The following is a 22,129-nucleotide window of genomic DNA, read 5'->3' as shown; positions in this document are numbered from 1 at the left end:
CGAATTGAGGAACATTATGGCAAAAACTCTTTACGAAAAATTATTCGATGCCCACGTGGTGTACGAAGCGGAAGGCGAAACGCCGATTTTGTATATTAACCGTCATTTAATCCATGAAGTGACCAGTCCGCAAGCTTTTGACGGGCTACGTGTTGCAGGCCGTCAAGTGCGCCAAGTGAGCAAAACTTTCGGTACCATGGATCACAGTATTTCTACCCAAATACGCGATGTGAACAAACTTGAAGGTCAAGCGAAAATTCAAGTGTTGGAGCTTGCAAAAAACACGAAAGCGACCGGTATTCAATTATTCGACATGACCACAAAAGAACAAGGTATCGTGCATGTGATGGGACCGGAACAAGGCTTAACTTTGCCAGGTATGACGATCGTCTGCGGTGACTCTCATACCGCTACGCACGGTGCTTTTGGTGCATTAGCATTTGGTATCGGCACCTCCGAAGTAGAACACGTTTTAGCAACCCAAACCTTAAAACAAGCTCGCGCAAAAAGCATGAAAATTGAAGTGCGTGGCAAAGTAGCGCCGGGCATTACCGCAAAAGATATTATTCTTGCCATTATCGGTAAAACAACCATGGCTGGCGGTACAGGCCATGTGGTGGAATTCTGTGGCGAAGCAATTCGTGACCTTTCCATGGAAGGACGTATGACCGTATGTAATATGGCAATCGAAATGGGTGCAAAAGCCGGTTTAATCGCACCGGATGAAACCACTTTCGACTATTTAAAAGGTCGTCCACATGCACCGCAAGGTAAAGATTGGGATGATGCAGTCGCTTATTGGAAAACCTTAAAATCTGATGATGATGCGAAATTTGACACTGTCATCACATTAGAAGCCAAAGACATTGCACCACAAGTCACTTGGGGAACAAACCCAGGTCAAGTGATCGGTATCGATCAGCCAGTGCCAAATCCAGCAGAAATGACCGATCCGGTAACTCGCGCCTCTGCTGAAAAAGCCTTGACTTATATTGGCTTAGAAGCTAACGCTGATTTAAAAGAAATCCCTGTGGATCAAGTGTTTATCGGTTCCTGTACTAATGCCCGTATCGAAGATTTACGCGCAGCGGCAGCCGTCATGAAAGGTCGTAAAAAAGCCGATAACGTAAAACGGATTTTAGTGGTGCCGGGTTCCGGCTTAGTGAAAGAACAAGCGGAAAAAGAAGGCTTGGATAAAATTTTTATCGAAGCGGGCGCAGAATGGCGTAATCCAGGCTGTTCCATGTGTTTAGGAATGAACGACGACCGCTTGGGCGAATGGGAACGTTGTGCTTCCACTTCGAACCGTAACTTTGAAGGTCGCCAAGGCCGTAATGGTCGCACTCACTTAGTGAGCCCAGCCATGGCTGCCGCAGCGGGAATGTTCGGTAAATTCGTTGATATTCGTGACGTGACATTAAATTAAGGAGCAGAAAATGGCAGGATTCAAACAACTTTCAGGCTTAGTAGTGCCATTGGATGCCGCGAATGTGGACACAGATGCGATTATTCCAAAACAATTTTTACAAGCCATTACCCGCGTAGGTTTCGGCAAACACTTATTCCATGAATGGCGTTATTTGGATGTAGAAGGCACCAATCCGAATCCGGAATTTGTGCTGAATTACCCACAATATCAGGGGGCGACTATTTTATTAGCACGCAAAAACCTCGGCTGTGGTTCTTCGCGTGAACACGCGCCTTGGGCATTAGCCGATTATGGTTTCAAAGTGATGATCGCACCGAGTTTCGCGGATATTTTCTATAACAATAGCTTGAATAATCATATGTTACCGATTCGCTTAAGCGAAGAGGAAGTGGAAGAAATCTTCCAATGGGTGTGGGCAAATGAAGGCAAACAAATCCATGTGGATTTGGAAGACATGACTGTAACCGTAGGCGACAAAGTGTATCACTTTGAACTCGATGAATTCCGTCGTCATTGTTTGTTAAACGGCTTGGATAACATCGGTTTAACCCTTCAACACGAAGACAAAATCGCAGAATACGAAAGCAAAATTCCGGCATTCTTGCGTTAACTTTTTATCACTCGGAAAGCAGATATTTTCTGCGCTAAAAGGCGGACAAATTGTCCGCCTTCTTTTCTCAAAAACACGTCAAAAACTGACCGCACTTTATATGTTTTTTCTCGCCTTAACAAACAATAATACCGGGCGATGTTGTAAATCTTTAAATTCATCCTGCCATTGCGGTTGGTCAGCGAGCATCGGCTCCGCCATTTGCTCAATGTGAAAACCGGCAGAAATCAAATTGTTGATGATAGTCGCCGTGGTGCGGTGATAGGTAGTGAAAGGTTGCTTAAACCAGTTGCGTTGGCGTTCGCCTTCATCACGATAGAAATTCAGACGATAGGCGAGTTGGCGTTTTTGTGCGTCTTTTTCCCAACGCTCACCACCTTGATAACAAGTCACAATGGGATGCTCTTGAGAGAAAACCAATTGTCCGTTTGGTTTCAGTTTGGTATGAATTTTTGCTAATAAGGCAGGAAAATCCTGTACATAATGAAAAGCAAAGGAACTGGTGATTAAATCAAAGCTGCCCTCATTTAACGGTTCTAAACGTTCCATGGAGGCTTGCTCCAGTAAAAAGTGCGGTCGAAATTCTGCGAGATTTTTTGCTGCCTGCTGCAACATGGCTTGAGATAAATCGATGCCGGCAACAAACGCCGCGCCCCGTTCTAAATAGAGCTTGAGATGTTCTCCGCAACCACAGCCTAAATCTAAAATACGCTTACCCGACACATCACCAACTAAGCCCAACATAGTGGGCTTTTCGACGATTTCATTTAAGCTGTTCGGGTTGCTACGCAGTTTCTGATACAGGTCGAAAAAATCGTCCTTGTCATACACGCTTTGCTTTTCTTGCATATTATCCTTTGAAGTCGGCAATCCAACCGAACTGCAATGCCACTTGAGCGAAGATATTCAATAATCCGAATAAAATCACGAAATACACCATGAAGTTGCCGCCATGTACGCGATAGGTGGCATTCGGGAATTTTTTACGGCTCGCTTTTGCCAACAATGCCGGCACAATGGCAGCCCAAATCGTGGCAGCCAAACCTGCGTAACCGATAGCGACAACGAAACCAAACGGGAATTGCAAACTCAGTAATAACGGCGGTAGGAAAGTGACTAATGTCGTTTTCGTGCGTCCTAAGCGGCTGTCATCGAATTTACACAAGTCAGCGATGTAATCGAATAAGCCTAAGGTGACACCAAGGAAAGAACTGGCGATGGCCATGTAGGCAAAGAAATTCAAAATAATCCCGATGTAATCCGTTTGGATGTATTTATTCAAGGCTTCTAATAAGGCCGCCACATCCCCGCCTTTGGCGATGACCGGCGCAAATTCGGCGCGCGGTAAGTTACCTTGAACGGCAAGCTGCCACAAAATATAAATAATCAATGCCAAGCCGGTACCGAGGAAAATAGATTTCATCACGCGCTTGCCGTCACGATCATAGTATTTCACCAAACTCGGCACATTGCCATGGAAACCGAACGACACCAAACACACCGGAAGTGCGGTCAAAATATAAGGTAAATATTGTTGTTCGCCCTGTGCCACCGTGTTAAGCAACACATCGGCTTTCACCGAACTCAACAAACCGGAGGTGGAAAGGAAGAAAGAAATGATCATCCCGGCGATTAACACCGTACTAAAACGGTCAACCGCTTTAGTTGAAAACCATACAAATGCCGCCAACACAAAACAGAAAATCAAAGAACCTGCAGTGCGCCCCACTTCCACGTTTTCGCCTAATTGATTAAGGAAATTTTCCGTAATGCTCCCGCCGGAGGTGATGTAAGCATAAGTGAGAATGTAAAGCACAAAGGCGACAGATAAACCATTAATGACGTTCCAGCCTTTGCCTAATAAATCAGTCACAATCGTATCGAAACTGGCGCCGGTCGGATAATGTAAATTGGCTTCTAAAATCATTAAGCCCGAGGTGGTCATACAAAACCAGGTGTAAATCAGAATCGCAATTGAACCGAAAAACCACACACCGGCAGTAGAAGTTGGGTTAGCAAGCATACCAGCGCCGATTGCCGTACCGGCGATAATCATCGCGCCACCGAGTAATGAAGGGCGTTTTTGTATTGTCATTGTAAAATCCTCTCTCAAAATTTTGGACTATTATAATAGTACAATAACAAAAGACAACCGGATTTTATTATGTCGTTTTCCCTCAACTCGACAAATGAAGCCGATTACCGCTATAATTGCGACGTTTATTTAACTCACAAGAAGGAATAACAAATGGGCTTAGAAAGCGTACCGGCAGGTAAAGAATTACCAGATGACATCTATGTTGTTATTGAAATCCCTGCAAACTCTGATCCAATCAAATACGAAGTAGACAAAGAAACCGGCACATTATTTGTGGACCGTTTCATGGCAACCGCCATGTTCTATCCGGCAAACTACGGTTATGTGAACAACACCTTATCTTCTGACGGCGACCCGGTTGATGTGTTAGTGCCAACACCGTATCCGTTACAACCTGGCTCCGTTATTCGTTGCCGTCCGGTAGGCGTGTTGAAAATGACAGATGAAGCTGGTGGCGATGCGAAAGTCGTTGCGGTACCGCACACGAAATTAAGCAAAGAATACGACCACATCAAAGACGTGGGCGATTTACCGGAATTATTAAAAGCACAAATTAAACACTTCTTCGAAAGCTACAAAGCGTTAGAAGCAGGTAAATGGGTGAAAGTAGAAGGATGGGAAGGCGTTGACGCAGCGCGTAAAGAAATCCTTGATTCATTTGAGCGTGCAAAAAAATAATCAAAAATCACAAAAAAAAACAGGCCGCATCTTTAAAAAGTGCGGTCTTTTTTACACACAAATCCATAAAAAGTCGCTAAAGGTTTCCAAAGTGTGTTGGATAAACTTAGTTCCACCCACCCAAGCGACAAAGATCGCCAAGAAAACTTATTACGCCTCATGCCAGAAGCAATGGCACTCTACCAGAAAAGCAAACACAGCTAATTTTCTGCGTTAAGAGGCAATAAAAAGTGCGGTCAAAAATTTATTTATTTTTTGACCGCACTTTTATTTGTAAGAAAGAAACTATCTCAGATTGAAACTGATCGGCACCGTAATACTGGAAGAAACACCTGCAGGACGAGGGCCGATAGAACGAGCACTTGCTACGGCTTTTAATGCCGCGCCATCCAAATCCTCAACACCGGAGCTTTTTACTACACTAGCACCGCTGATACTACCATCAGCTGCAATCGAGAAGGACACGGTGACAACACCTTGTTTACGCATCATTTGTGCACGTGCCGGATAACGTTTATGTTTTTCAATCTCACGTCGAACGGCTGACAAATAAGCATCTCTCTCACTGCCGCCCACGCCATTACCAACCAAATTCGGATTCGTCGTATTTGCCGGACCAGTAGTGGTTGCCTTAGAGTTAACGGACGCATTGGATTCAACAGTTCGATCACCGACCACAGCATCTGTTTTTGGTTTCGGTTTATCCTTTGGCTTCTCTTTTGGCTTTTCTTTCGGTTTTTCTTTTGGTTTCTCTTTCGGCTTTTCAGGTTCTTTTGGTTTCTCAACCTTAGGTGGTTCCGGTTTTACTGTCGGATCTTCCACCATCTCCTGTTTTTCCGGCTCCGGTGCTTTTTCCACCACCGGTGGCGTATCGGCTTCCACCATCGCCATAAGCATTTCCATAGAAATACTGGTAGAAATTTCGCCGGTTGCACTATTTGCGGTCGTATCTGTTTTTGTCAAATGGCTCCAAAATAACACAAAGATAATAATGGCATGAATAACCACAGATAGCAGGAAACTTAACAGCGAACGTTTGGCATTCTGCATTCAGATTCTCCTACTGCGCTGCCGGTGTTGTTTCTGTGTTGCCACTTTGTGGCGCAGCAGGTGTTGCCGACGGAGCATCTGTCGATTTTGATTTTTCGCCACCTTTAGTTGCCACAATGGCAACATCTTTAATCTCATTTTTTGCCAATAAATCGGTTACTGACACGAAATCTTGGAAAGTAGCACCCGCATCAATTTTTAATGTTACTTTTTGGGATTTATCCCACGCGGCAATTTCTGTTTCTAACGATTCTAAGCTGGTCGGTTTGTCATTAAAGAACACTTCCCCTTCAGCAGTCACCGTCAATAATTTCGCCAACTCACTGGATTTAAATGCCACAGAAGAACTGGCTTTCGGCACATTCACTTGGATTTTCCCTTGAGAAATGAAAGACGCCGTAATCAATACGATGGCAAGCAACACCAACATAATATCAATGAACGGGATAATGTTGATTTCATCAAACTTTTTCACGGTGATTCCTTATGCTTCGGTATCTTCTTTATTCTTTTGAGAATGTAATACTTTCCATTTCAAACGGTTAACTTCTACTTTACGACCTAAGGCGTTATAGAAAATCATGGAAGGAATTGCCACAAGAATCCCAAGTGCGGTCGCTTTTAACGCTAAAGATAAATGCATCATGATTTCGCCGGCATTGACATCACCGCCGGATTGACCAATTTGGTAGAACGTTAAAAGGATCCCAATTACCGTCCCCAATAACCCCACGTAAGGCGCATTCGCACCAACGGTGGAAATCACAGTAAGGTTGCGATTTAAATCAATTTCAAGAGCGTGAATCGTAGAATATTGGTTGACTTTAACACGAGATAAGAAGAAGAAACGCTCGATTACCATAGCGAGCATTAAGACGCTCATAAATAACAATAAACCGATGATGATGTAATCACTGTAATTGTGTAAAAATTCAAAAATTTGTGGCATTTGTTTTCCCTTAGACGAGGTGCTTAAAATATAAAAAGAAGGAGATAAATCACACTCCTTTTACAACTGATAATGAATCGCATTAATTATAAGAATCTTCCATCGTTTGTAAATTAAAATTTAGCAATAAAAAAGCGATGAAGACACTTCATCGCTTTAATTTGATTTAAGTCACATTTTAGAGCTTAACTACTTTAGCTTGTTTAATCATGTTGTCACTCACTTCCAAAATAGTCACCCGCAAGCCATTCACTTCACAGACGGTGCCTTCTTCAGGAATTTCTTCCAAATGCTCCAAGATCAAACCGTTAAATGTACGCGCATCTTCGGTGTCCAAATTCCAATTAAACATTTTATTTAAATCGCGCAAATTGGCAGAACCTTCAATAATCATCGAACCATCAGATTGCTGTACAACTTCTTCATCAATTGTCGGCGCATTAGATGTGGTGAAATCCCCCACGATTTCTTCCAAAATATCTTCCAAGGTAACCAAACCTTTAATATCACCGTATTCGTCCACCACTAAACCGATACGCTCTTTTTTATTACGGAAATTAGCTAATTGCGTCTTTAAAGCCGTTCCTTCAGGAATGAAATACACTTCATCAGCAGCACGAATCAACGTTTCTTTGGTGAATTCATTTTTTTCCAGCAACAAACGGAACGCTTCGCGAACACGCAAAATACCTAGCACGTTTTCGTCCATACTGCCTTTATACAACACCACACGGTTATGTGCCGCATGATTGAGCTGGCGCATGATAGATTTCCAGTCATCATCAATATCAATGCCGCCGATTTCATTGCGTGGCACCATGATGTCATCCACGGTAACGGTTTCCATATCCAAAATAGACAGCAACATTTGCGGATGTTGCTCATCCGGTGTTGCTTCTCCCGCTTCGGAAACGATGCTGCGTAATTCTTCGCGGCTAATGACTTGTTTCTTCAGATCCGGTTTTAAGCCCACTAAATGCATTAAAAATTTGGTGAACACATTCATCACCCAAACTAAAGGAGCAAAAACCTTGAGTAATGGGGTTAATAGATGGCTCGAGGTCAATCCCACTTTTTCCGGGTGCATCGCTGCCACCGTTTTGGGGAAGATTTCAGAGAAAATCAACATCACGAACGTTAATGCACCGGTGGCAATCGCCACACCGGCATCGCCATATAATCGCATCCCAATAACGGTCGCAATCGCCGAAGCACTAATATTCACAAGGTTATTAAAGATAAGAATAAAACTCAGTAGTTTGTCCGGTTTAGCAAGCAACATCTCCGCTTTTTTGGCGCCTTTATTGCCCTGCTCTGCTAAAAAACGCAGGCGATATTTATTTAAAGAAAGCAAACCTGTTTCAGAGCCGGAAAAATAGGCAGAAAGGACTAAACAGGCAATTAAAATGATAAATAACGTACTAAGGGGAATACTGTCCAAAGTGAAATCCTTACATTGACTTAAAAATAAAAAAAGGCGGGAAAAACTCACCGCACTTTTTTCTCATTTACTGATATTACACAATCAGACGACTACCGAAATAAGCAATCGTGAGCAAAATCATACCTGAAATTGCATAAATAATCATCTTTTTTCCACGCCAGCGGTAGTGCTTATAGCCTAAAATCGCAATGCCGAATACAATCCAGCCGAATAACGAAAATAAACCTTTATGAATATTATCCGGCGTCATAGCGTTAACCAAATGAAAGGTGCCGGAGATAAGGGTGAATGTCATCAATACTTCACCACTGACCAATAAACGGAAAAAATGACGCTCTACCGTCATAAGCGGCGGCACCATTGGTGAAAAAGTCATCTTTTTGCTTTTCAAACGACGATCAAGCCAGACCAACTGAATCGCATACAGAGTCGCGATACAGCAGACGGCATAAGCAAAAATCGACAAACCGATATGAAAAAGCATAGACGTATTTTGGTTCAATAATTGAATAATGTGGCTTGGAAGAAAAGTGGCATAAATCAAATTAATAATGGAAAAACAATAAACAATCGGTAACACAAACCACATAGTGTTGACGCGCAACATGGCTAACGTGGCAAGTATAGCAATCATGACACTCATCAATGAAGCCACTTCCATAATGCTGAAATTCTGCCCTTCCGCCAAGTTTCTCAATAGTGGGAAAGTGCTAATAAGGTGAAAAACCACCGCCAAAAGTGCGGTCAAAAAAAACTGTGTTTTTTTAGTTTTAACATCGGCTCCCGCCACTTGCGAGGTTAATAAAATGGGCGCAATGCGTAACACACTGATGAGGTAAAAAAGAATTGATAAAACAGCAAACCACATAATTATTCTTCCTTTGTTTTGTTGGCGTTTTATTCTAACGAGATCAAGCTAAAATCGCCACGACTTTATTTGACGTGAAAATGCGCGGAATTTCAGTATAATGAACGGCATTTTACCGATGATACCTTTCCGATTTAACCACAGGAAATATTATGTTTGAGAATTTATCCGATCGTCTTTCCAAAACCTTACGCAATATCAGCGGTCGAGGTCGTTTAACCGAAGATAACATTAAAGAAACCTTGCGCGAAGTGCGCATGGCATTGTTAGAAGCCGATGTGGCATTGCCGGTCGTGCGCGATTTTATTAACAACGTAAAAGAACGCGCCATTGGGGTGGAAGTCAATAAAAGCCTCACACCGGGACAAGAATTCGTCAAAATCGTCCAAGCCGAATTAGAAGCGGCAATGGGTGAAGCCAACGAAAGTTTAAATCTGGCTACCCAACCGCCTGCCGTGATTTTAATGGCGGGTCTGCAAGGGGCGGGGAAAACCACCAGCGTGGGTAAACTGGCCAAATTTCTGCGTGAACGCCATAAGAAAAAAGTGCTTGTGGTGTCTGCCGACGTTTATCGTCCTGCAGCGATCAAACAATTAGAAACCCTTGCCCAAGCGGTTAATGTCGATTTCTTCCCATCCGATGTGAAACAAAAGCCGGTAGATATTGCGAAAGCCGCGTTGGCAGACGCGAAATTAAAATTCTACGATGTGCTGATCGTGGATACTGCAGGTCGTTTGCACGTTGATAGTGAAATGATGGATGAAATCAAGCAAGTTCATGCTGCGTTAAATCCAATTGAAACACTCTTCACCGTGGATGCCATGACCGGTCAAGATGCGGCAAATACAGCAAAAGCCTTTAATGAGGCTTTGCCGCTTACCGGTGTGATCCTCACCAAAGTGGATGGCGATGCGCGTGGTGGTGCCGCATTATCTATTCGTCAAATTACCGGCAAGCCGATTAAATTCCTCGGGGTGGGGGAAAAAACCGATGCGTTAGAGCCGTTCCACCCGGATCGTGTGGCGTCGCGCATTCTTGGCATGGGTGATGTACTTTCTTTGATTGAAGATTTAGAGCGTTCCGTTGACCGTGAAAAAGCGGAGAAAATGGCGCAAAAATTCAAAAAAGGCGACGATTTCACCTTAGAAGATTTCCGCGAACAATTACGCGAAATGAAAAAAATGGGCGGCATGATGTCCATGTTGGAAAAATTACCGGGCGCGAAAAACCTACCGGATCATGTGAAAAATCAGGTGGACGACAAAATGTTCAACAAACTCGAAGCCATCATTAATTCCATGACCTTAAAAGAACGCGCCAATCCGGACATCATCAAAGGTTCTCGCCGTCGTCGCATTGCTCTTGGTTCCGGCACGCAGGTGCAAGATGTAAACAAGCTACTCAAACAATTTGACGAAATGCAACGTATGATGAAGAAAATGCGTAAAGGCGGCATGGCAAAAATGATGCGCGGCATGCAAGGCTTAATGGGCGGCGGGCTCGGCGGATTAGGCGGAATGTTTAGACGTTAACTCAGACACAAAGAAAAAGCCATCTAAAGGAAGATGGCTTTTTTATTAACAAATAATTTAAAAAAACAAAGTGCGGTCAAAAAAAATAACCTTTTTTATGACCGCACTTTTACTTTGTTTCCTTAATTTTCGCTATGTTCTTTCTCTTCTACTTTTGTCACGGCACCGTTAATCGTTAAGCAAATTTCCGTTGAAATCAGATGGGTTAGAATCTCTGCCAACACATGCAATTTTTCCGTATTCGCACTGCCGCTTTCATTGAAATAGCCTTGGTCTTTTAAACTATTCGTAAAGGCGGAGAAAACTGCTTTATCAAAGAATTCAGGTGCATTAATGCCATGTAGGACAGACAAACGTTGTGCTACAGACTGACTTTCTTTTTCCAAATCTGCACGGGAAATCAATGGATTATTTTGCAGTAAATTCACGGTAATGTAATAGCGTTGTAAGATTTCACGTACACCGGCAGACCAAAGTTGCAACATCCGAATATTCGGCTTATTGATTGTTAGCATATTCTCACTGTGCTTAATAATATTTTGGCGTTGCAATTCGTTAATGATTTGCTCTACACGCTGTGCGATCTGATCTTCTTCCGTAAAATGCAAGAATAATTCGCTACGCAAGAACGGGTAAATCTTAAGCACGGCATCTAACACTAAATCCTTTTGAATACCTTCGTAATGCAACACAATACTTGCGACCAAGGATGGCAACACAAATAAGTGTTGAATGTTATTGCGGTAGTAGGTCATTAATACGGCTGAAGAACGTTCCAAACGGACAATTTCACCGAAGTTGTCTTTCTCCACCAAAATACCGACTCGATCCAGACTTAACACATGATCCAGCATAATTTCCGGTTTTTCAGCCGGCACAACGACATCGTCAGAATACGGCACGTTTTGCAATAATTGTTGATAACTGGAAAGTTGCTCTAATAATTGCTCACGGGAAAGTGCACGTTGACGGGAAGACAACAATGCCGTGCCGGTTAAGTTCATGGCATTCACTGCCGCGGCTTTATTAATATTCACCATCACTTGATGGGAAACCGCATCGACAGCTTTATTAAACCATTGAGGGCGATCTTCCGGTGGCTCTTTCCATTCCGGGAAGTTTTGATTTAAATAAGCATTTAACGTAATAGGCTCACCGAAATTCACATAGCCTTTGCCTAAATTACGCAATTTTTTAATCACACGTAATACCAAGCCGGCATTTTCTTTTTCTTTCGCCGCACCACGTAATTCTTTGGCGTAAGTGTCCACTTCTAAAACGTGTTCATACCCCACATACACCGGCACAATCGTAATCGGTCGGCTCTGTTGTTGCTGTAATGCCTGTAATGTCATGGACATCATACCGGTTTTCGGCGCGAGTAAACGCCCCGTACGTGAACGCCCACCTTCAATGAAGTATTCCACGGCATATCCACGATGGAACAACTCCGACAAATATTCACGGAAAATCGTAGAATATAAGCGGTTACCTTTAAAGGTTCGACGAATGAAAAATGCCCCACCACGGCGGAACATCCCACCAACCGGCCAGAAATTAAGGTTAATCCCTGCGGCAATATGCGGAGTAACCAAACCTTGGTGATATAACACATAGGAAAGCAATAAATAGTCAATGTGGCTACGATGACAAGGCACATACACGATTTCATGGCCTTCTAACGCCAATTTACGCACGCGATCCGCATTTTCAACTTGAATGCCTTGATACAATTTGTTCCACAACCAACGCAAGAAACGATCCGCTACACGTAAACTTTCGTAGCTCACATTCGCCGCAATTTCATCCAGAATTTTTTCAGCTTCTTTATGCGCTTTCTCTCTACTAATGTTCTTACTTTTCGCTTCGTCTTCGATTGCCGCTAAAATTACCGGCAGTTGCAATAATTTATTGAACATGGCTTGGCGATTTGGCAAGCGAGGACCAGTCGCCGAAATACGTTGTTTAGCAAAGTGCATTTTGGCTACACGAGCTAATTTTTGTGCAATTTTCTGATCAAATCCATGCTCACGAGTCATATAACGTAAAGACACCGCTTGCGAGAAACGCACAAAGGTATCGCGTCCAAACCATAATGCCGCGACTGTTTTTTGTAGCCCGTTTAACAAACGTAAGTTTGGCAAACCCGTTTGATCTTCACGCCCCGGAGCTCTTCCCCATAAAACTGAAACGGGAACTAACTGCACGTCTAAATCCGGTGAAGTGCGGTGCAATTCCAAATATTTATTGAAAACAGTGATCGTTTCTTTTTTAGCCCCTTTCGATTTAAAAAAGCGGCGACCTTCATCTAAAAAAACAAAGCGAGGTAATAAATTGCCATTAATTTCATTTTGTTCTAAAGGATCCGGCAAGCCCACGCTCAAACAGTTTTTACGGAAAATCACAAAATCGGTTTGTGATGTGTAAGGCAACACATAAACGATAGGTTGGGAAATATTTAGTTCTAGTTCTTCAATAGGATGATGAGGAATCGGATTATTTTTTACTAAAATCGACAATGGCAATTCAAGTAATTTCCGGTAAGCATTCAGAAAACCAGCCATAATAAATATCCTTGTATAATTAACGTTATTTCACATACTTTGTGCAAAATTGGCGCTAGTTTAGCATAAAAACTTCATAGAATTAGTGACGAACAACACAATTCTAGGATAAGCCTCTGATTCGATTTATATTTCAACAAAAGAAAAGTTGCGCCCCAAGCTTTTCTGTATATAATACCAGTTACTTATGTATAAAATAACAGGGTAAATTTATGAAACCACTTACAGCTCGGCAACAGGAAGTTTATGATTTTCTGAAACACCATCTTGAAACTACCGGCATGCCACCAACACGGGCGGAGATCTCTAAAGAACTGGGATTTCGCTCGCCAAATGCGGCTGAAGAACATTTAAAAGCATTAGCGAAAAAAGGCGTGATTGAAATCGTCTCCGGCACATCCCGTGGTATTCGCTTATTGCTTGAAGATAATGGGCAAGAAGAACCGGGATTACCGTTAATCGGGCGCGTTGCCGCAGGCGAACCGATTTTGGCCGAACAACATATTGAAGGCACCTATCATGTTGATCCGACAATGTTCAAACCACAAGCGGATTTTCTACTCAAAGTTTATGGTCAATCCATGAAAGACATCGGCATTTTGGACGGTGACTTATTAGCCGTCCATAGCACCAAGGACGTACGCAACGGACAAGTTGTCGTTGCCCGCATTGAAGACGAAGTCACGGTAAAACGTTTGGAGCGTAAAGGTTCGACGGTTTATTTACATGCCGAGAACGAAGAATTTGCCCCGATTGTCGTGGATTTGACTCAACCGACGCAATTCGAAATTGAGGGGATCGCTGTCGGCATTATTCGTAATAATGCTTGGATGTAAAAACACCGGAAAAATCGACCGCACTTTTCTTGCAAAAACCAGCTTTCCGTGTATAATTTGCGCCCTCAGTCACATCCGAATTAGTTCCTTGCTTCCACAAGATTGGTGACTGGTCTTACGTTGGAGGCTGATTAACCCGTAAGGAGCAGTAATGCGTCACTACGAAATCGTGTTTATGGTTCATCCGGACCAAAGCGAGCAAGTACCGGGCATGATTGAACGTTACACCGGTTCTGTAAAAGAAGCCGGCGGTCAAATTCATCGCCTAGAAGATTGGGGTCGCCGTCAATTAGCATACCCAATTAACAAATTACATAAAGCACACTATGTGCTTATGAATGTAGAAGCGCCTCAACAAGTAATCGACGAGCTAGAAACGACTTTCCGTTATAACGATGCTGTATTACGCAGCCTTGTTATTCACACTAAGCACGCCGTAACCGAAGCGTCCCCAATGGTTAAAGCAAAAGATGATCGTAAAGCTTTAACTGAAGTTGAATCCAACGATTTTGAGGATGCTGAAGAGTAATTTGAACATTGAAAACCGTTTATCCATTATTGGTATCGTTACCGGTAATCTTAAGCGGCGCAAAAGCCCAAACGGAATCGAACATTGCCAATTTTTATTGGAACATCGTTCAAACCAAGTGGAAGCTAATTTAAGCAGACAAGCTTGGTGCAAAATTCCGGTTCAGGTAAGCGGCAATCAATTAGTAGAAAAAACTCAAGGCATTACGGTCGGCAATAAAGTATTAATTCAAGGTTTTTTAACCACCCATCAGTTAAATAATGGGTCAAAACAATTAGTCTTACATGCCGAGCAAATCGAATTTATAGATTAGGAGACCAGCCAAATGGCACGTTATTTCCGTCGTCGTAAGTTCTGCCGTTTCACAGCGGAAAATGTTGTTGAAATCGATTACAAAGATATCGCTACATTAAAGAACTACATTTCTGAAAGCGGCAAAATTGTACCAAGCCGCATTACCGGTACTCGTGCGAAGTACCAACGCCAATTAGCTCGCGCAATCAAACGCGCTCGTTATTTAGCGTTATTACCTTACTCTGACACGCATCATCACTAAGAAGGGGAAGGTCAAATGCAAGTAATTCTTTTAGATAAAATTGCACACTTAGGTAAAGTGGGCGATCAAGTAAATGTTAAATCCGGCTACGCACGTAACTTCTTAATCCCACAAGGTAAAGCAGTTATGGCAACCGCAGCTAACATTGAACACTTTGAAGCACGTCGTGCAGAATTAGAAGAAAAAGCAGCACAAGCATTAGCCGCTGCTGTTGACCGCGCAGCACGCTTAGAAGCATTAGGTTCTGTAACCATCGCATCTAAAGCAGGTGACGAAGGTCGTTTATTCGGTTCTATCGGTACCCGTGACATCGCTGATGCAATCACTGCAAAAGGCGTTGAAGTGGCGAAAAGTGAAGTTCGTTTACCAAACGGTTTAATCCGTACTCTTGGTGAACATGAAGTAACTTTCCAATTCCATGGCGAAGTTTTCTCTCACTTGAACGTGATTATCGTTGCTGAATAATTCAGTGCGAAAAGAAAAACCCGGCTGCCCTGCCGGGTTTTTTATTTGATACTAAAAAGTGCGGTAATAAAAAATAATATTTCTCCCCCATCTCTCCCAATTTTTATCCTCTTTCTTTCTAAATTACGATCCTGATCGCAAAATAACACCTCTTTTATCCTCCTCATTTCTGCTCTCCGTATAATTTTGCTTTAAAAAGAGCAAAGAAGAGCATGAACAACCATTTACCCCTTTTCCTTCGCCTATTACAAATTCCTAAACTAGGCCCAACCTCAATTCAAAAAATACTTGATCAAGTAAATTTATCTGATTTACAAGATTACGATGTTACCGCATTCAAACATATAGGGTGGAATGCTCAACAAATCCAAGCGTGGTTCAATCCTGAAAAACGCTATATTGAACCGGCACTTTTATGGGGAGAAAAAGAAGGAAATCATATTCTTGATTATTATCATCCGGACTATCCTCAGCAATTAAAACAAATTGACAGCGCACCACCAGTGTTATTCGTCAAAGGTGAAACATCCACCTTATCTCACCCACAGATTGCTATCGTTGGCAGTCGCCAATGTTCTAGTTATGGGGAATACTGGGCAAAGTATTTTGCCTCAGAATTAACCACCAACGGCTTCATCATAACCAGCGGACTTGCGCTGGGCATTGACGGATTCTGTCATCAAGCAGCAGTAGATTTGAGACAGCCGACTATCGCGGTATTAGGGAGTGGCTTAGAAGAGGTTTATCCGGCAAAACACCGTAAATTGGCACAACATATCATTGAACAAGGTGGTGCGTTAGTTTCTGAGTTTTTCCCGTTACAACCTCCTATCGCAGAAAACTTTCCCCGCCGTAATCGCATTATCAGCGGATTATCTCTCGCGACATTAATTATCGAAGCCACCGAACGTAGCGGATCTTTAATCACCGCTCGTTATGCACTGGAACAAAACCGAGAAATTTTTGCTCTACCCGGCAATATCCAAAGTCAATTTAGCCAAGGCTGTCATAAACTTATTAAACAAGGCGCGATGCTAGTAGAAAATGTAGAAGATATTTTAGAAAACCTTGCACCACAAATGGCATGGGAAAAACACCTGAAAAATAGACCGCACTTTTCTTCCCCAACGGTCATTTCTCCGCAACAAGAGGAAAAGGTATCGCCTACTTATCCTGAACTTTATCAAGCGATTGGGTATACGCCAATCAGCATTGATTCCCTCTCTAGCACACTCAATTTGTCGGTGGAGCAACTTCTTATTCAGCTTTTAGAATTAGAACTTCAAGAACTGATTTACAGTGAAAACGGGTTATACCGCCGCACTTAATTTATCCCTCAAAAGACATCAAAATCCTCAGAATAAGAAACAATCGATGCTTATTGTTCAGAGAAATCACGCATTAACTTATGCATTTTTTTACAATTTTTAGCAAATGCGCGACAGTACGGACAAATAGCCAAATGCAGATACACCCGACCTTGTGTTAATAAGGACTGGGGTTTTTCTTGGTGCATTGAGATAAATTTGGTGACTTGATTACATTTCATCATTTCTCTCCGGCGTTATCCTTATGATCAAACCAATGGCGGGACAAACATGCTTGTAATTGTAAGCGGGCGCGGTATAGCAACACGTGCAAATTAGAGATGGATACATCACATTCTTGGCAAATTTGTTCACTTTGCATATCAAAATATTCTCGCATCATAAAAACACGCGCTTGCTGTGCCGGTAAATGATCCAGGCATGCTTCAAAAATAATCCAAAACTCTTTTTTATATGCCTGTTCTTGAGGTTCTTCCCAAGTTGAGGGTAAAAATCGACTACGATCCCAATGCCCTTCTTGATCAAAAAACGCATTCGGGTCATCGTCATCACTCACTTCTGAAACCGTCACTACACGCTGCCGATACTTCAACAAATCAATAATCTGATTTTTTAAAATGGCGAAAAACCACGTTTTTAACGCAGCCGCACCTTTAAATGACGCCGCATGCTGATACGCCCTTGTCAGGGCTTCTTGCACCACATCTTCCGCCAAATCCTTGTCACGCAACTGCAGCAGTGCAAATTTTAACATTTGCTCCCGAATCTCTTGTATTTGCTGAGATGAAATCAATTGAAAAGCCAAGGGCATCGTTGAAGACATAAGAAAATCCGTTTTATCTGTACTTGCAGGCATTCATCATAATCCTACCTCTTTCACAAAGAAAGCCATACCGCAGAATTCATGGATATGAATGATACGCTTTGTGATAAGGCTTGTTTAGCACAAGCCTTATCATTTAAAAGTTACATTTTTGGCTTCATTGTTTCAGCTTCTTTCATACCCTGTTCCATGTTATTTTCCATCATTTTTTTATCTGATTTCATCTTTTTCTTCATGTCATGCTTCATTGATTTTCCCTCTTTCATCTTATCCATTTTATTATCCATCATCGGCTTGGCATCTTTCATGCTTTCCATTTTATGTTCCATTTGCTGTTCCATTGGTTGCATGCTTTTCATTTCAGCAGAAACTTGAAAAGCCATTACCATGCCAAGCACACCGGCTAATGTTACGAATGATGTCATTTTTTTCATAAGAAACTCCTTTAATCCTATTAAGATGTGTTGAATTTTTTTAATTAAGAAAAACTGTAAGAAAACGAATGCTTTCCTACATGCTGATTAGACGGAACTCGTTGACAATTTCTTACAAAAATTTTTATGAAAAAAGAGGTGATGGGAAGAGGAGGTAAGCTGCGATGACAGAAAACAAAAAAAGTGCGGTTAAAATCTATCGAGAATTTCCACCGCACTTTTCCACTTAAAATCAGCGCTTGCTTTCCGCCTGTTTAATTTCCGGCGTTGTGTATAAGCGGTGTTTATACAAATAGCTGCCTAACAATGCGTGAGCCAAAGCTTCTTTCACCATGCTTTGCGGCACCTCTGCTTCCGTTAAGGTTTCGGTGGCTTTGTCGTAACGGTAGGTTTTGGCACCGACTTTCGGGAATTGAATCACCACATCATTGCCCCGCATCAGTGCCTGCACTTGGTCGTACTGCATAATGGCGCGGTTTGGATCGTTCGGTTGAGTCAGGTCATAACCGATCATCGGGTAATCGCCACTAATGCCAGCCAGAGAAAGTAAGGTCGTCGGCATATCGAATTGGCTGACCAAACGGTTATCACGACGCGGCTCGATGCCTTCGCCCAAAATCAATGCTGGAATATGGAAATGCTTAATCGGCATCAAGCTGGCACCAGCCACACGAGAGTCGTGGTCAGCAATCACTAAGAAAATAGTGTCTTGCCAATAATTGGAGGCTTTCGCAAGTTTGAAGAAATGCCCAATCGCATAATCCGCATATTTTGCCGCATTGTTGCGCGTGGCTTTCGGTTGTTCGTACAGATCGATTTTTCCATCCGGAAATTCAAACGGATCGTGGTTGCTGGAGCTGAACACGAGGCTAAAGAACGGTTTTCCTTCGTTGTGTAATTGAGTAAACGTCTCATTGGCTTTAGTGAACAAATCTTCGTCACTCACGCCCCAAGTCCCGGTGAAGCTTGGGTTTTGATAATCCATTTGGTCAATAATACGTTTAAAACCATTACCGTAGAAAAAGCCCGCCATGTTATCAAAATGCTTTTCCCCGCCGTAAATAAAGGACGTGTCATACCCCCGTTGGCTTAAGATTTGCGCCAAGGTAAAGAAACCATTTTGGCTGTTATTCAATTTCACAACTGCACGTGCCGGTGTCGGGGTAAAACCCGCGGTAACGGCTTCAATACCACGTACGGAACGGGTACCGGTGGCATATAAATTATCAAACAACCAGCCTTGCTGTGCCAGCTTGTCAAATTCGGGCGACAATGGCAAACCACCTAGCGTACCGATAAATTGCGCCCCAAGGCTTTCCTCCAACACAATCACAATATTTTTCGGTTTACCTTGGTAAGTGGCTTGGTTATGGGTCAAGGTTGGAATTTCCTTGGAAAGATAAGCCTCTGCCGGACGGCTTCCGCTGTTTTTCACAATGGAGAGCATTTCTTCCACATCCATTTTACCGTAGGCTTCGGAAGAGGTGCCTTCATCTTTAAACTGTTGTGCTGCATAAATCACGGAATAGCCTGAATTCAGCACCAAAGAATTCACCATGGCATCAGAGGAAAATGCCACCATGGCCGGGTTGATTCCGCGGTGTTGCAAGCTAGAACGCGCACCAAGAAAACTCAACGCAATCACCAACAACGCCACCACCGGACGCCACGTCCAACGCATTGTCGTGATATTACGCACCGCCCAACCGGCCAGTTTCCAATACACCACGGCAGCGATAAGGGTAAAAACAAGGCTAAAAATGACCGCACTTAGATGCCCTTCCATCAACATGGAGAACACTTCTTTCGGATAAATTAAATATTCGATGAACAAACGATTCGGACGATAATCATAGGTTTCAATAAACGCCGGTGTCGCCAGTTCCATAAACACGATAAACACACTGCCGGCCGTCAACCAGAAACGCAAAATACGCTGCCAAATGCGCCCTAACGCGTTTTGATGATATAGCAACACAGTCAATAAGGCCGGCACGCCGAATAAATAACACAAAGATACTACGTCCATGCGTAGGCCTTGCAAGAACAATTCGCCCCAACCATTAACGGCACTGACCCGTTCTTGTTGCCATAAAGACAAGCCGAGGCGAGACAGGGTAAATACGATGAGATTAATCAAAGAAAAGAAAAAAATCGGAAATAGTAACGAACGCGGTCTGCCTTTCGTAAATAAATATCGTGACATGTTAGTCTCCAAAACATAAAAAATCCGCTCTTTTAGGCTATGAAAGCAAAGAACGGATTTGAGAAAAATTATTCAATCCAATGAACAATCTCATTGAGTGGCTTGCGGGATTTCGGACGAATGTCTTTAGCACGATAGCCGAAAGTCACCGCCACAGACACCGCATATTTTTCTGCATCATACGCACCGGTTTGCGCCAAAATACGGTTGACTTCCGCATAATTGAAACCTTCAATCGGGCAACTGTCGATGCCGATTAAGGCAGCCCCCGTCATCATATTAGCCAAAGCGATATAGGTTTGTTTGCTCGCCCAATCGAATAAAGTGCGGTCGTTTTCCAACACTTTTATGTCGTTTTTTTGGAATGTTTCGTATTTCGCCACAGCTTGTTGTAGTTGTTCTTCATTTAAGCCGCGACGCAACAAATTCTGGCGAAAATCGTCCGAATCGTAACGGGCTTTTTTATTTGCCAAAATGACGACCACATGGCTGGCATCATCTAACTGCGTTGCCATGCCCCAACTCACCGGTTTTAAGGCTTGGCGTAATTCGGGATTTTGCACCACTAAAAATTGCCATGGTTCGGATCCTACGGAACTTGGCGATAAGCGACCAAGTTCTAAAATATAGTCAAAATCTTCTTTGCTGATTTTGCGCTCGGGATCGTAATAACGAGTTGCGCAACGGAAATGGAAGGCATCTAATACTTGTTGTTTAGTGATGCTCATAAATGTCTCCTTTACAATAACATAATGAGAAATAAGAATAAGTTGCAATTTGCTTGCTCATTCTCCGCTTATTTTGATATTTGTCCAGTAAAAACATGCGGATTTTTGACCGCACTTTTACACGGTTAAATAAGCTTCAACTTGTGGCGGAATCGCCTTAGGGCAAGGGATGAGAACCTGTTTATGTCGATTAAGCTCGCCTTTTTCCAGCACAATGCTACTTTTGGGCACTTTAAAGAGTTTACTGAGGAATTTGAGTAAATGGGCGTTGGCTTGCCCATCTACAGGAGGTGCGGTAATGCTGATTTTTAATTCATCATCATGCAAACCGACAATCTGATCTTTGGCGGCTTTGGGTTGTAAAAAGATTCTAAGGCGCAAATCATCGCCGCTTCGTTCTACTGCCGCCATACTGAGATTCCTAAAATGTCGTTAGCTTAAAACGCTGCCACAGCCCAAAGACCACCGAAGATGTCGTAGAGCACACGATTGAGTAAATACAAGATAAAAACCACCACCATTGGTGAAAAATCAATCATACCGGTATTAGGTAGAATTTTACGGATGGGACGAAGCACAGGCTCACTTAATTGGTACAACAAATATTGTGTTTGCCCTGCAGCACGATTAAACCAGCTTAAAATAGCCCCCACTAACAACACGTAGAAAATAGCCTCACCAATGCTGTGCACCACACTTAATACACCAATCACGGCATATTCAAATAAGGAAGCGCCTGCGATAGTGCCAAAAAAGTTTAATAAAGGAAATTTTACCCATCCCAAAATCAAACATGCCAATAGCGCGGCAATATTCACACCTTTCACTGTTGGTGCGAATCGACTGAGTGGCGCGACAACAGGTTGTGTCGCTTTCACTAAGGCTTGTGATAAAGGATTATAAAAATCCACGCGTGCCAACTGGAACCAAACACGTAAGATTAAAATAAAGCTATAAACGCTGATCACAGTCGCAATTAAAAATTGAATTGAATTCATGCTG

General features: G+C 42.8%; 25 protein-coding genes and 1 pseudogene. 11 read left to right on the top strand and 15 right to left on the bottom strand.

Annotated elements, in window-relative coordinates:
- Positions 1-16: 16 nt before the first annotated feature.
- Together leuC and leuD are read left to right on the top strand one after the other, a co-directional pair.
- Positions 17-1,426, top strand: a complete 1,410-nt coding sequence (gene leuC, locus DQN58_RS03815) for a 3-isopropylmalate dehydratase large subunit (protein WP_006716847.1) — start codon at positions 17-19, stop codon at positions 1,424-1,426.
- A 10-nt stretch (positions 1,427-1,436) separates the two neighbouring features.
- Positions 1,437-2,039 carry a 3-isopropylmalate dehydratase small subunit gene (gene leuD / locus DQN58_RS03810; protein WP_006716845.1) on the top strand — a complete coding sequence of 201 codons (603 nt, stop codon included), beginning with the start codon at positions 1,437-1,439 and terminating at the stop codon, positions 2,037-2,039.
- Between the two features lie 96 nt (positions 2,040-2,135).
- Here the strand turns inward: leuD and DQN58_RS03805 are convergent, their stop codons facing one another.
- Positions 2,136-2,888: a class I SAM-dependent methyltransferase gene (locus DQN58_RS03805; protein WP_006716844.1), complete on the bottom strand. Its 753-nt coding sequence runs from the start codon at positions 2,886-2,888 to the stop codon at positions 2,136-2,138.
- Position 2,889: 1 nt separating this feature from the next.
- Positions 2,890-4,134 (bottom strand): tryptophan permease, encoded by a 1,245-nt coding sequence (gene mtr / locus DQN58_RS03800; RefSeq protein WP_006716841.1) that lies wholly within the window; start codon positions 4,132-4,134, stop codon positions 2,890-2,892.
- 153 nt (positions 4,135-4,287) lie between these two features.
- On the opposite strand from mtr, the gene ppa reads away from it, so the two are divergent.
- Positions 4,288-4,815 (top strand): inorganic diphosphatase, encoded by a 528-nt coding sequence (gene ppa, locus DQN58_RS03795; protein WP_006716839.1) that lies wholly within the window; start codon positions 4,288-4,290, stop codon positions 4,813-4,815.
- 87 nt (positions 4,816-4,902) lie between these two features.
- Positions 4,903-5,019, top strand: a pseudogene (locus tag DQN58_RS03790) (M48 family peptidase); the annotation flags it as partial.
- An 81-nt stretch (positions 5,020-5,100) separates the two neighbouring features.
- On the opposite strand, the gene DQN58_RS03785 reads toward DQN58_RS03790, so the two are convergent.
- The 5 genes from DQN58_RS03785 to DQN58_RS03765 all read right to left on the bottom strand — a co-directional run bounded on the left by DQN58_RS03785 (position 5,101) and on the right by DQN58_RS03765 (position 9,126).
- Complete coding sequence (locus DQN58_RS03785; protein WP_006716837.1) at positions 5,101-5,865, bottom strand: energy transducer TonB; 765 nt, start codon at positions 5,863-5,865, stop codon at positions 5,101-5,103.
- Between the two features lie 10 nt (positions 5,866-5,875).
- The gene (exbD, locus tag DQN58_RS03780) at positions 5,876-6,340 is read right to left on the bottom strand and encodes a TonB system transport protein ExbD (protein WP_006716836.1); all 465 of its coding nucleotides are present in this window, start codon (positions 6,338-6,340) and stop codon (positions 5,876-5,878) included.
- A gap of 9 nt (positions 6,341-6,349) precedes the next feature.
- Complete coding sequence (exbB, locus tag DQN58_RS03775) at positions 6,350-6,814, bottom strand: TonB-system energizer ExbB (RefSeq protein WP_006716834.1); 465 nt, start codon at positions 6,812-6,814, stop codon at positions 6,350-6,352.
- A gap of 178 nt (positions 6,815-6,992) precedes the next feature.
- Positions 6,993-8,255: an HlyC/CorC family transporter gene (locus tag DQN58_RS03770; protein ID WP_006716833.1), complete on the bottom strand. Its 1,263-nt coding sequence runs from the start codon at positions 8,253-8,255 to the stop codon at positions 6,993-6,995.
- 76 nt (positions 8,256-8,331) lie between these two features.
- Entirely contained in the window at positions 8,332-9,126 is a 795-nt protein-coding gene (locus DQN58_RS03765) for a cytochrome C assembly family protein (protein ID WP_006716831.1), read from the bottom strand.
- A gap of 152 nt (positions 9,127-9,278) precedes the next feature.
- Here DQN58_RS03765 and ffh point away from each other — a divergent pair, with 152 nt between their 5' ends.
- On the top strand, positions 9,279-10,658 hold the full coding sequence (gene ffh / locus DQN58_RS03760) for a signal recognition particle protein (RefSeq protein ID WP_006716828.1): 1,380 nt from the start codon (positions 9,279-9,281) through the stop codon (positions 10,656-10,658).
- A 122-nt stretch (positions 10,659-10,780) separates the two neighbouring features.
- On the opposite strand, the gene plsB is transcribed toward ffh, so the two are convergent.
- Positions 10,781-13,222, bottom strand: coding sequence for a glycerol-3-phosphate 1-O-acyltransferase PlsB (gene plsB / locus DQN58_RS03755; protein ID WP_006716826.1), 2,442 nt, complete (start codon positions 13,220-13,222; stop codon positions 10,781-10,783).
- 212 nt (positions 13,223-13,434) lie between these two features.
- Here plsB and lexA point away from each other — a divergent pair, with 212 nt between their 5' ends.
- The 6 genes from lexA to dprA all read left to right on the top strand — a co-directional run bounded on the left by lexA (position 13,435) and on the right by dprA (position 16,936).
- Positions 13,435-14,058 carry a transcriptional repressor LexA gene (lexA, locus tag DQN58_RS03750; protein WP_006716824.1) on the top strand — a complete coding sequence of 208 codons (624 nt, stop codon included), beginning with the start codon at positions 13,435-13,437 and terminating at the stop codon, positions 14,056-14,058.
- A 151-nt stretch (positions 14,059-14,209) separates the two neighbouring features.
- Positions 14,210-14,587 carry a 30S ribosomal protein S6 gene (gene rpsF / locus DQN58_RS03745; RefSeq protein ID WP_005555822.1) on the top strand — a complete coding sequence of 126 codons (378 nt, stop codon included), beginning with the start codon at positions 14,210-14,212 and terminating at the stop codon, positions 14,585-14,587.
- Positions 14,574-14,900: a primosomal replication protein N gene (gene priB, locus DQN58_RS03740; protein WP_006716817.1), complete on the top strand. Its 327-nt coding sequence runs from the start codon at positions 14,574-14,576 to the stop codon at positions 14,898-14,900. Before rpsF ends, priB begins: the two co-directional genes overlap by 14 nt.
- A gap of 12 nt (positions 14,901-14,912) precedes the next feature.
- A complete protein-coding gene (rpsR, locus tag DQN58_RS03735) occupies positions 14,913-15,143 on the top strand; it encodes a 30S ribosomal protein S18 (RefSeq protein WP_005541294.1) in 231 nt (76 codons plus the stop codon).
- A gap of 15 nt (positions 15,144-15,158) precedes the next feature.
- The gene (gene rplI, locus DQN58_RS03730; RefSeq protein WP_006716790.1) at positions 15,159-15,608 is read left to right on the top strand and encodes a 50S ribosomal protein L9; all 450 of its coding nucleotides are present in this window, start codon (positions 15,159-15,161) and stop codon (positions 15,606-15,608) included.
- Positions 15,609-15,820: 212 nt separating this feature from the next.
- Positions 15,821-16,936, top strand: a complete 1,116-nt coding sequence (gene dprA, locus DQN58_RS03725) for a DNA-processing protein DprA (RefSeq protein ID WP_006716788.1) — start codon at positions 15,821-15,823, stop codon at positions 16,934-16,936.
- Positions 16,937-16,986: 50 nt separating this feature from the next.
- On the opposite strand, the gene DQN58_RS10020 is transcribed toward dprA, so the two are convergent.
- From DQN58_RS10020 to DQN58_RS03690, 7 genes are all read right to left on the bottom strand, one after another.
- Positions 16,987-17,124 carry a zf-HC2 domain-containing protein gene (locus DQN58_RS10020; protein WP_446053821.1) on the bottom strand — a complete coding sequence of 46 codons (138 nt, stop codon included), beginning with the start codon at positions 17,122-17,124 and terminating at the stop codon, positions 16,987-16,989.
- A 32-nt stretch (positions 17,125-17,156) separates the two neighbouring features.
- Positions 17,157-17,747: a sigma-70 family RNA polymerase sigma factor gene (locus DQN58_RS03715; protein WP_081456141.1), complete on the bottom strand. Its 591-nt coding sequence runs from the start codon at positions 17,745-17,747 to the stop codon at positions 17,157-17,159.
- Between the two features lie 155 nt (positions 17,748-17,902).
- On the bottom strand, positions 17,903-18,193 hold the full coding sequence (locus tag DQN58_RS03710) for a hypothetical protein (RefSeq protein WP_006716782.1): 291 nt from the start codon (positions 18,191-18,193) through the stop codon (positions 17,903-17,905).
- Positions 18,194-18,425: 232 nt separating this feature from the next.
- Positions 18,426-20,399, bottom strand: a complete 1,974-nt coding sequence (locus DQN58_RS03705; RefSeq protein ID WP_006716780.1) for an LTA synthase family protein — start codon at positions 20,397-20,399, stop codon at positions 18,426-18,428.
- A gap of 68 nt (positions 20,400-20,467) precedes the next feature.
- Positions 20,468-21,127, bottom strand: a complete 660-nt coding sequence (locus tag DQN58_RS03700) for an NAD(P)H-dependent oxidoreductase (protein ID WP_006716778.1) — start codon at positions 21,125-21,127, stop codon at positions 20,468-20,470.
- A gap of 117 nt (positions 21,128-21,244) precedes the next feature.
- Complete coding sequence (gene yggU, locus DQN58_RS03695; protein WP_006716776.1) at positions 21,245-21,538, bottom strand: DUF167 family protein YggU; 294 nt, start codon at positions 21,536-21,538, stop codon at positions 21,245-21,247.
- 26 nt (positions 21,539-21,564) lie between these two features.
- Positions 21,565-22,125 carry a YggT family protein gene (locus DQN58_RS03690; protein ID WP_006716774.1) on the bottom strand — a complete coding sequence of 187 codons (561 nt, stop codon included), beginning with the start codon at positions 22,123-22,125 and terminating at the stop codon, positions 21,565-21,567.
- Positions 22,126-22,129: the final 4 nt, after the last annotated feature.

This window comes from Aggregatibacter segnis ATCC 33393 (assembly GCF_900476035.1).
GTDB lineage: Bacteria > Pseudomonadota > Gammaproteobacteria > Enterobacterales > Pasteurellaceae > Aggregatibacter > Aggregatibacter segnis.
The sequence above is the reverse complement of the archived record's forward strand: the minus strand, read 5'-3'. Positions and strand labels throughout refer to the sequence as shown.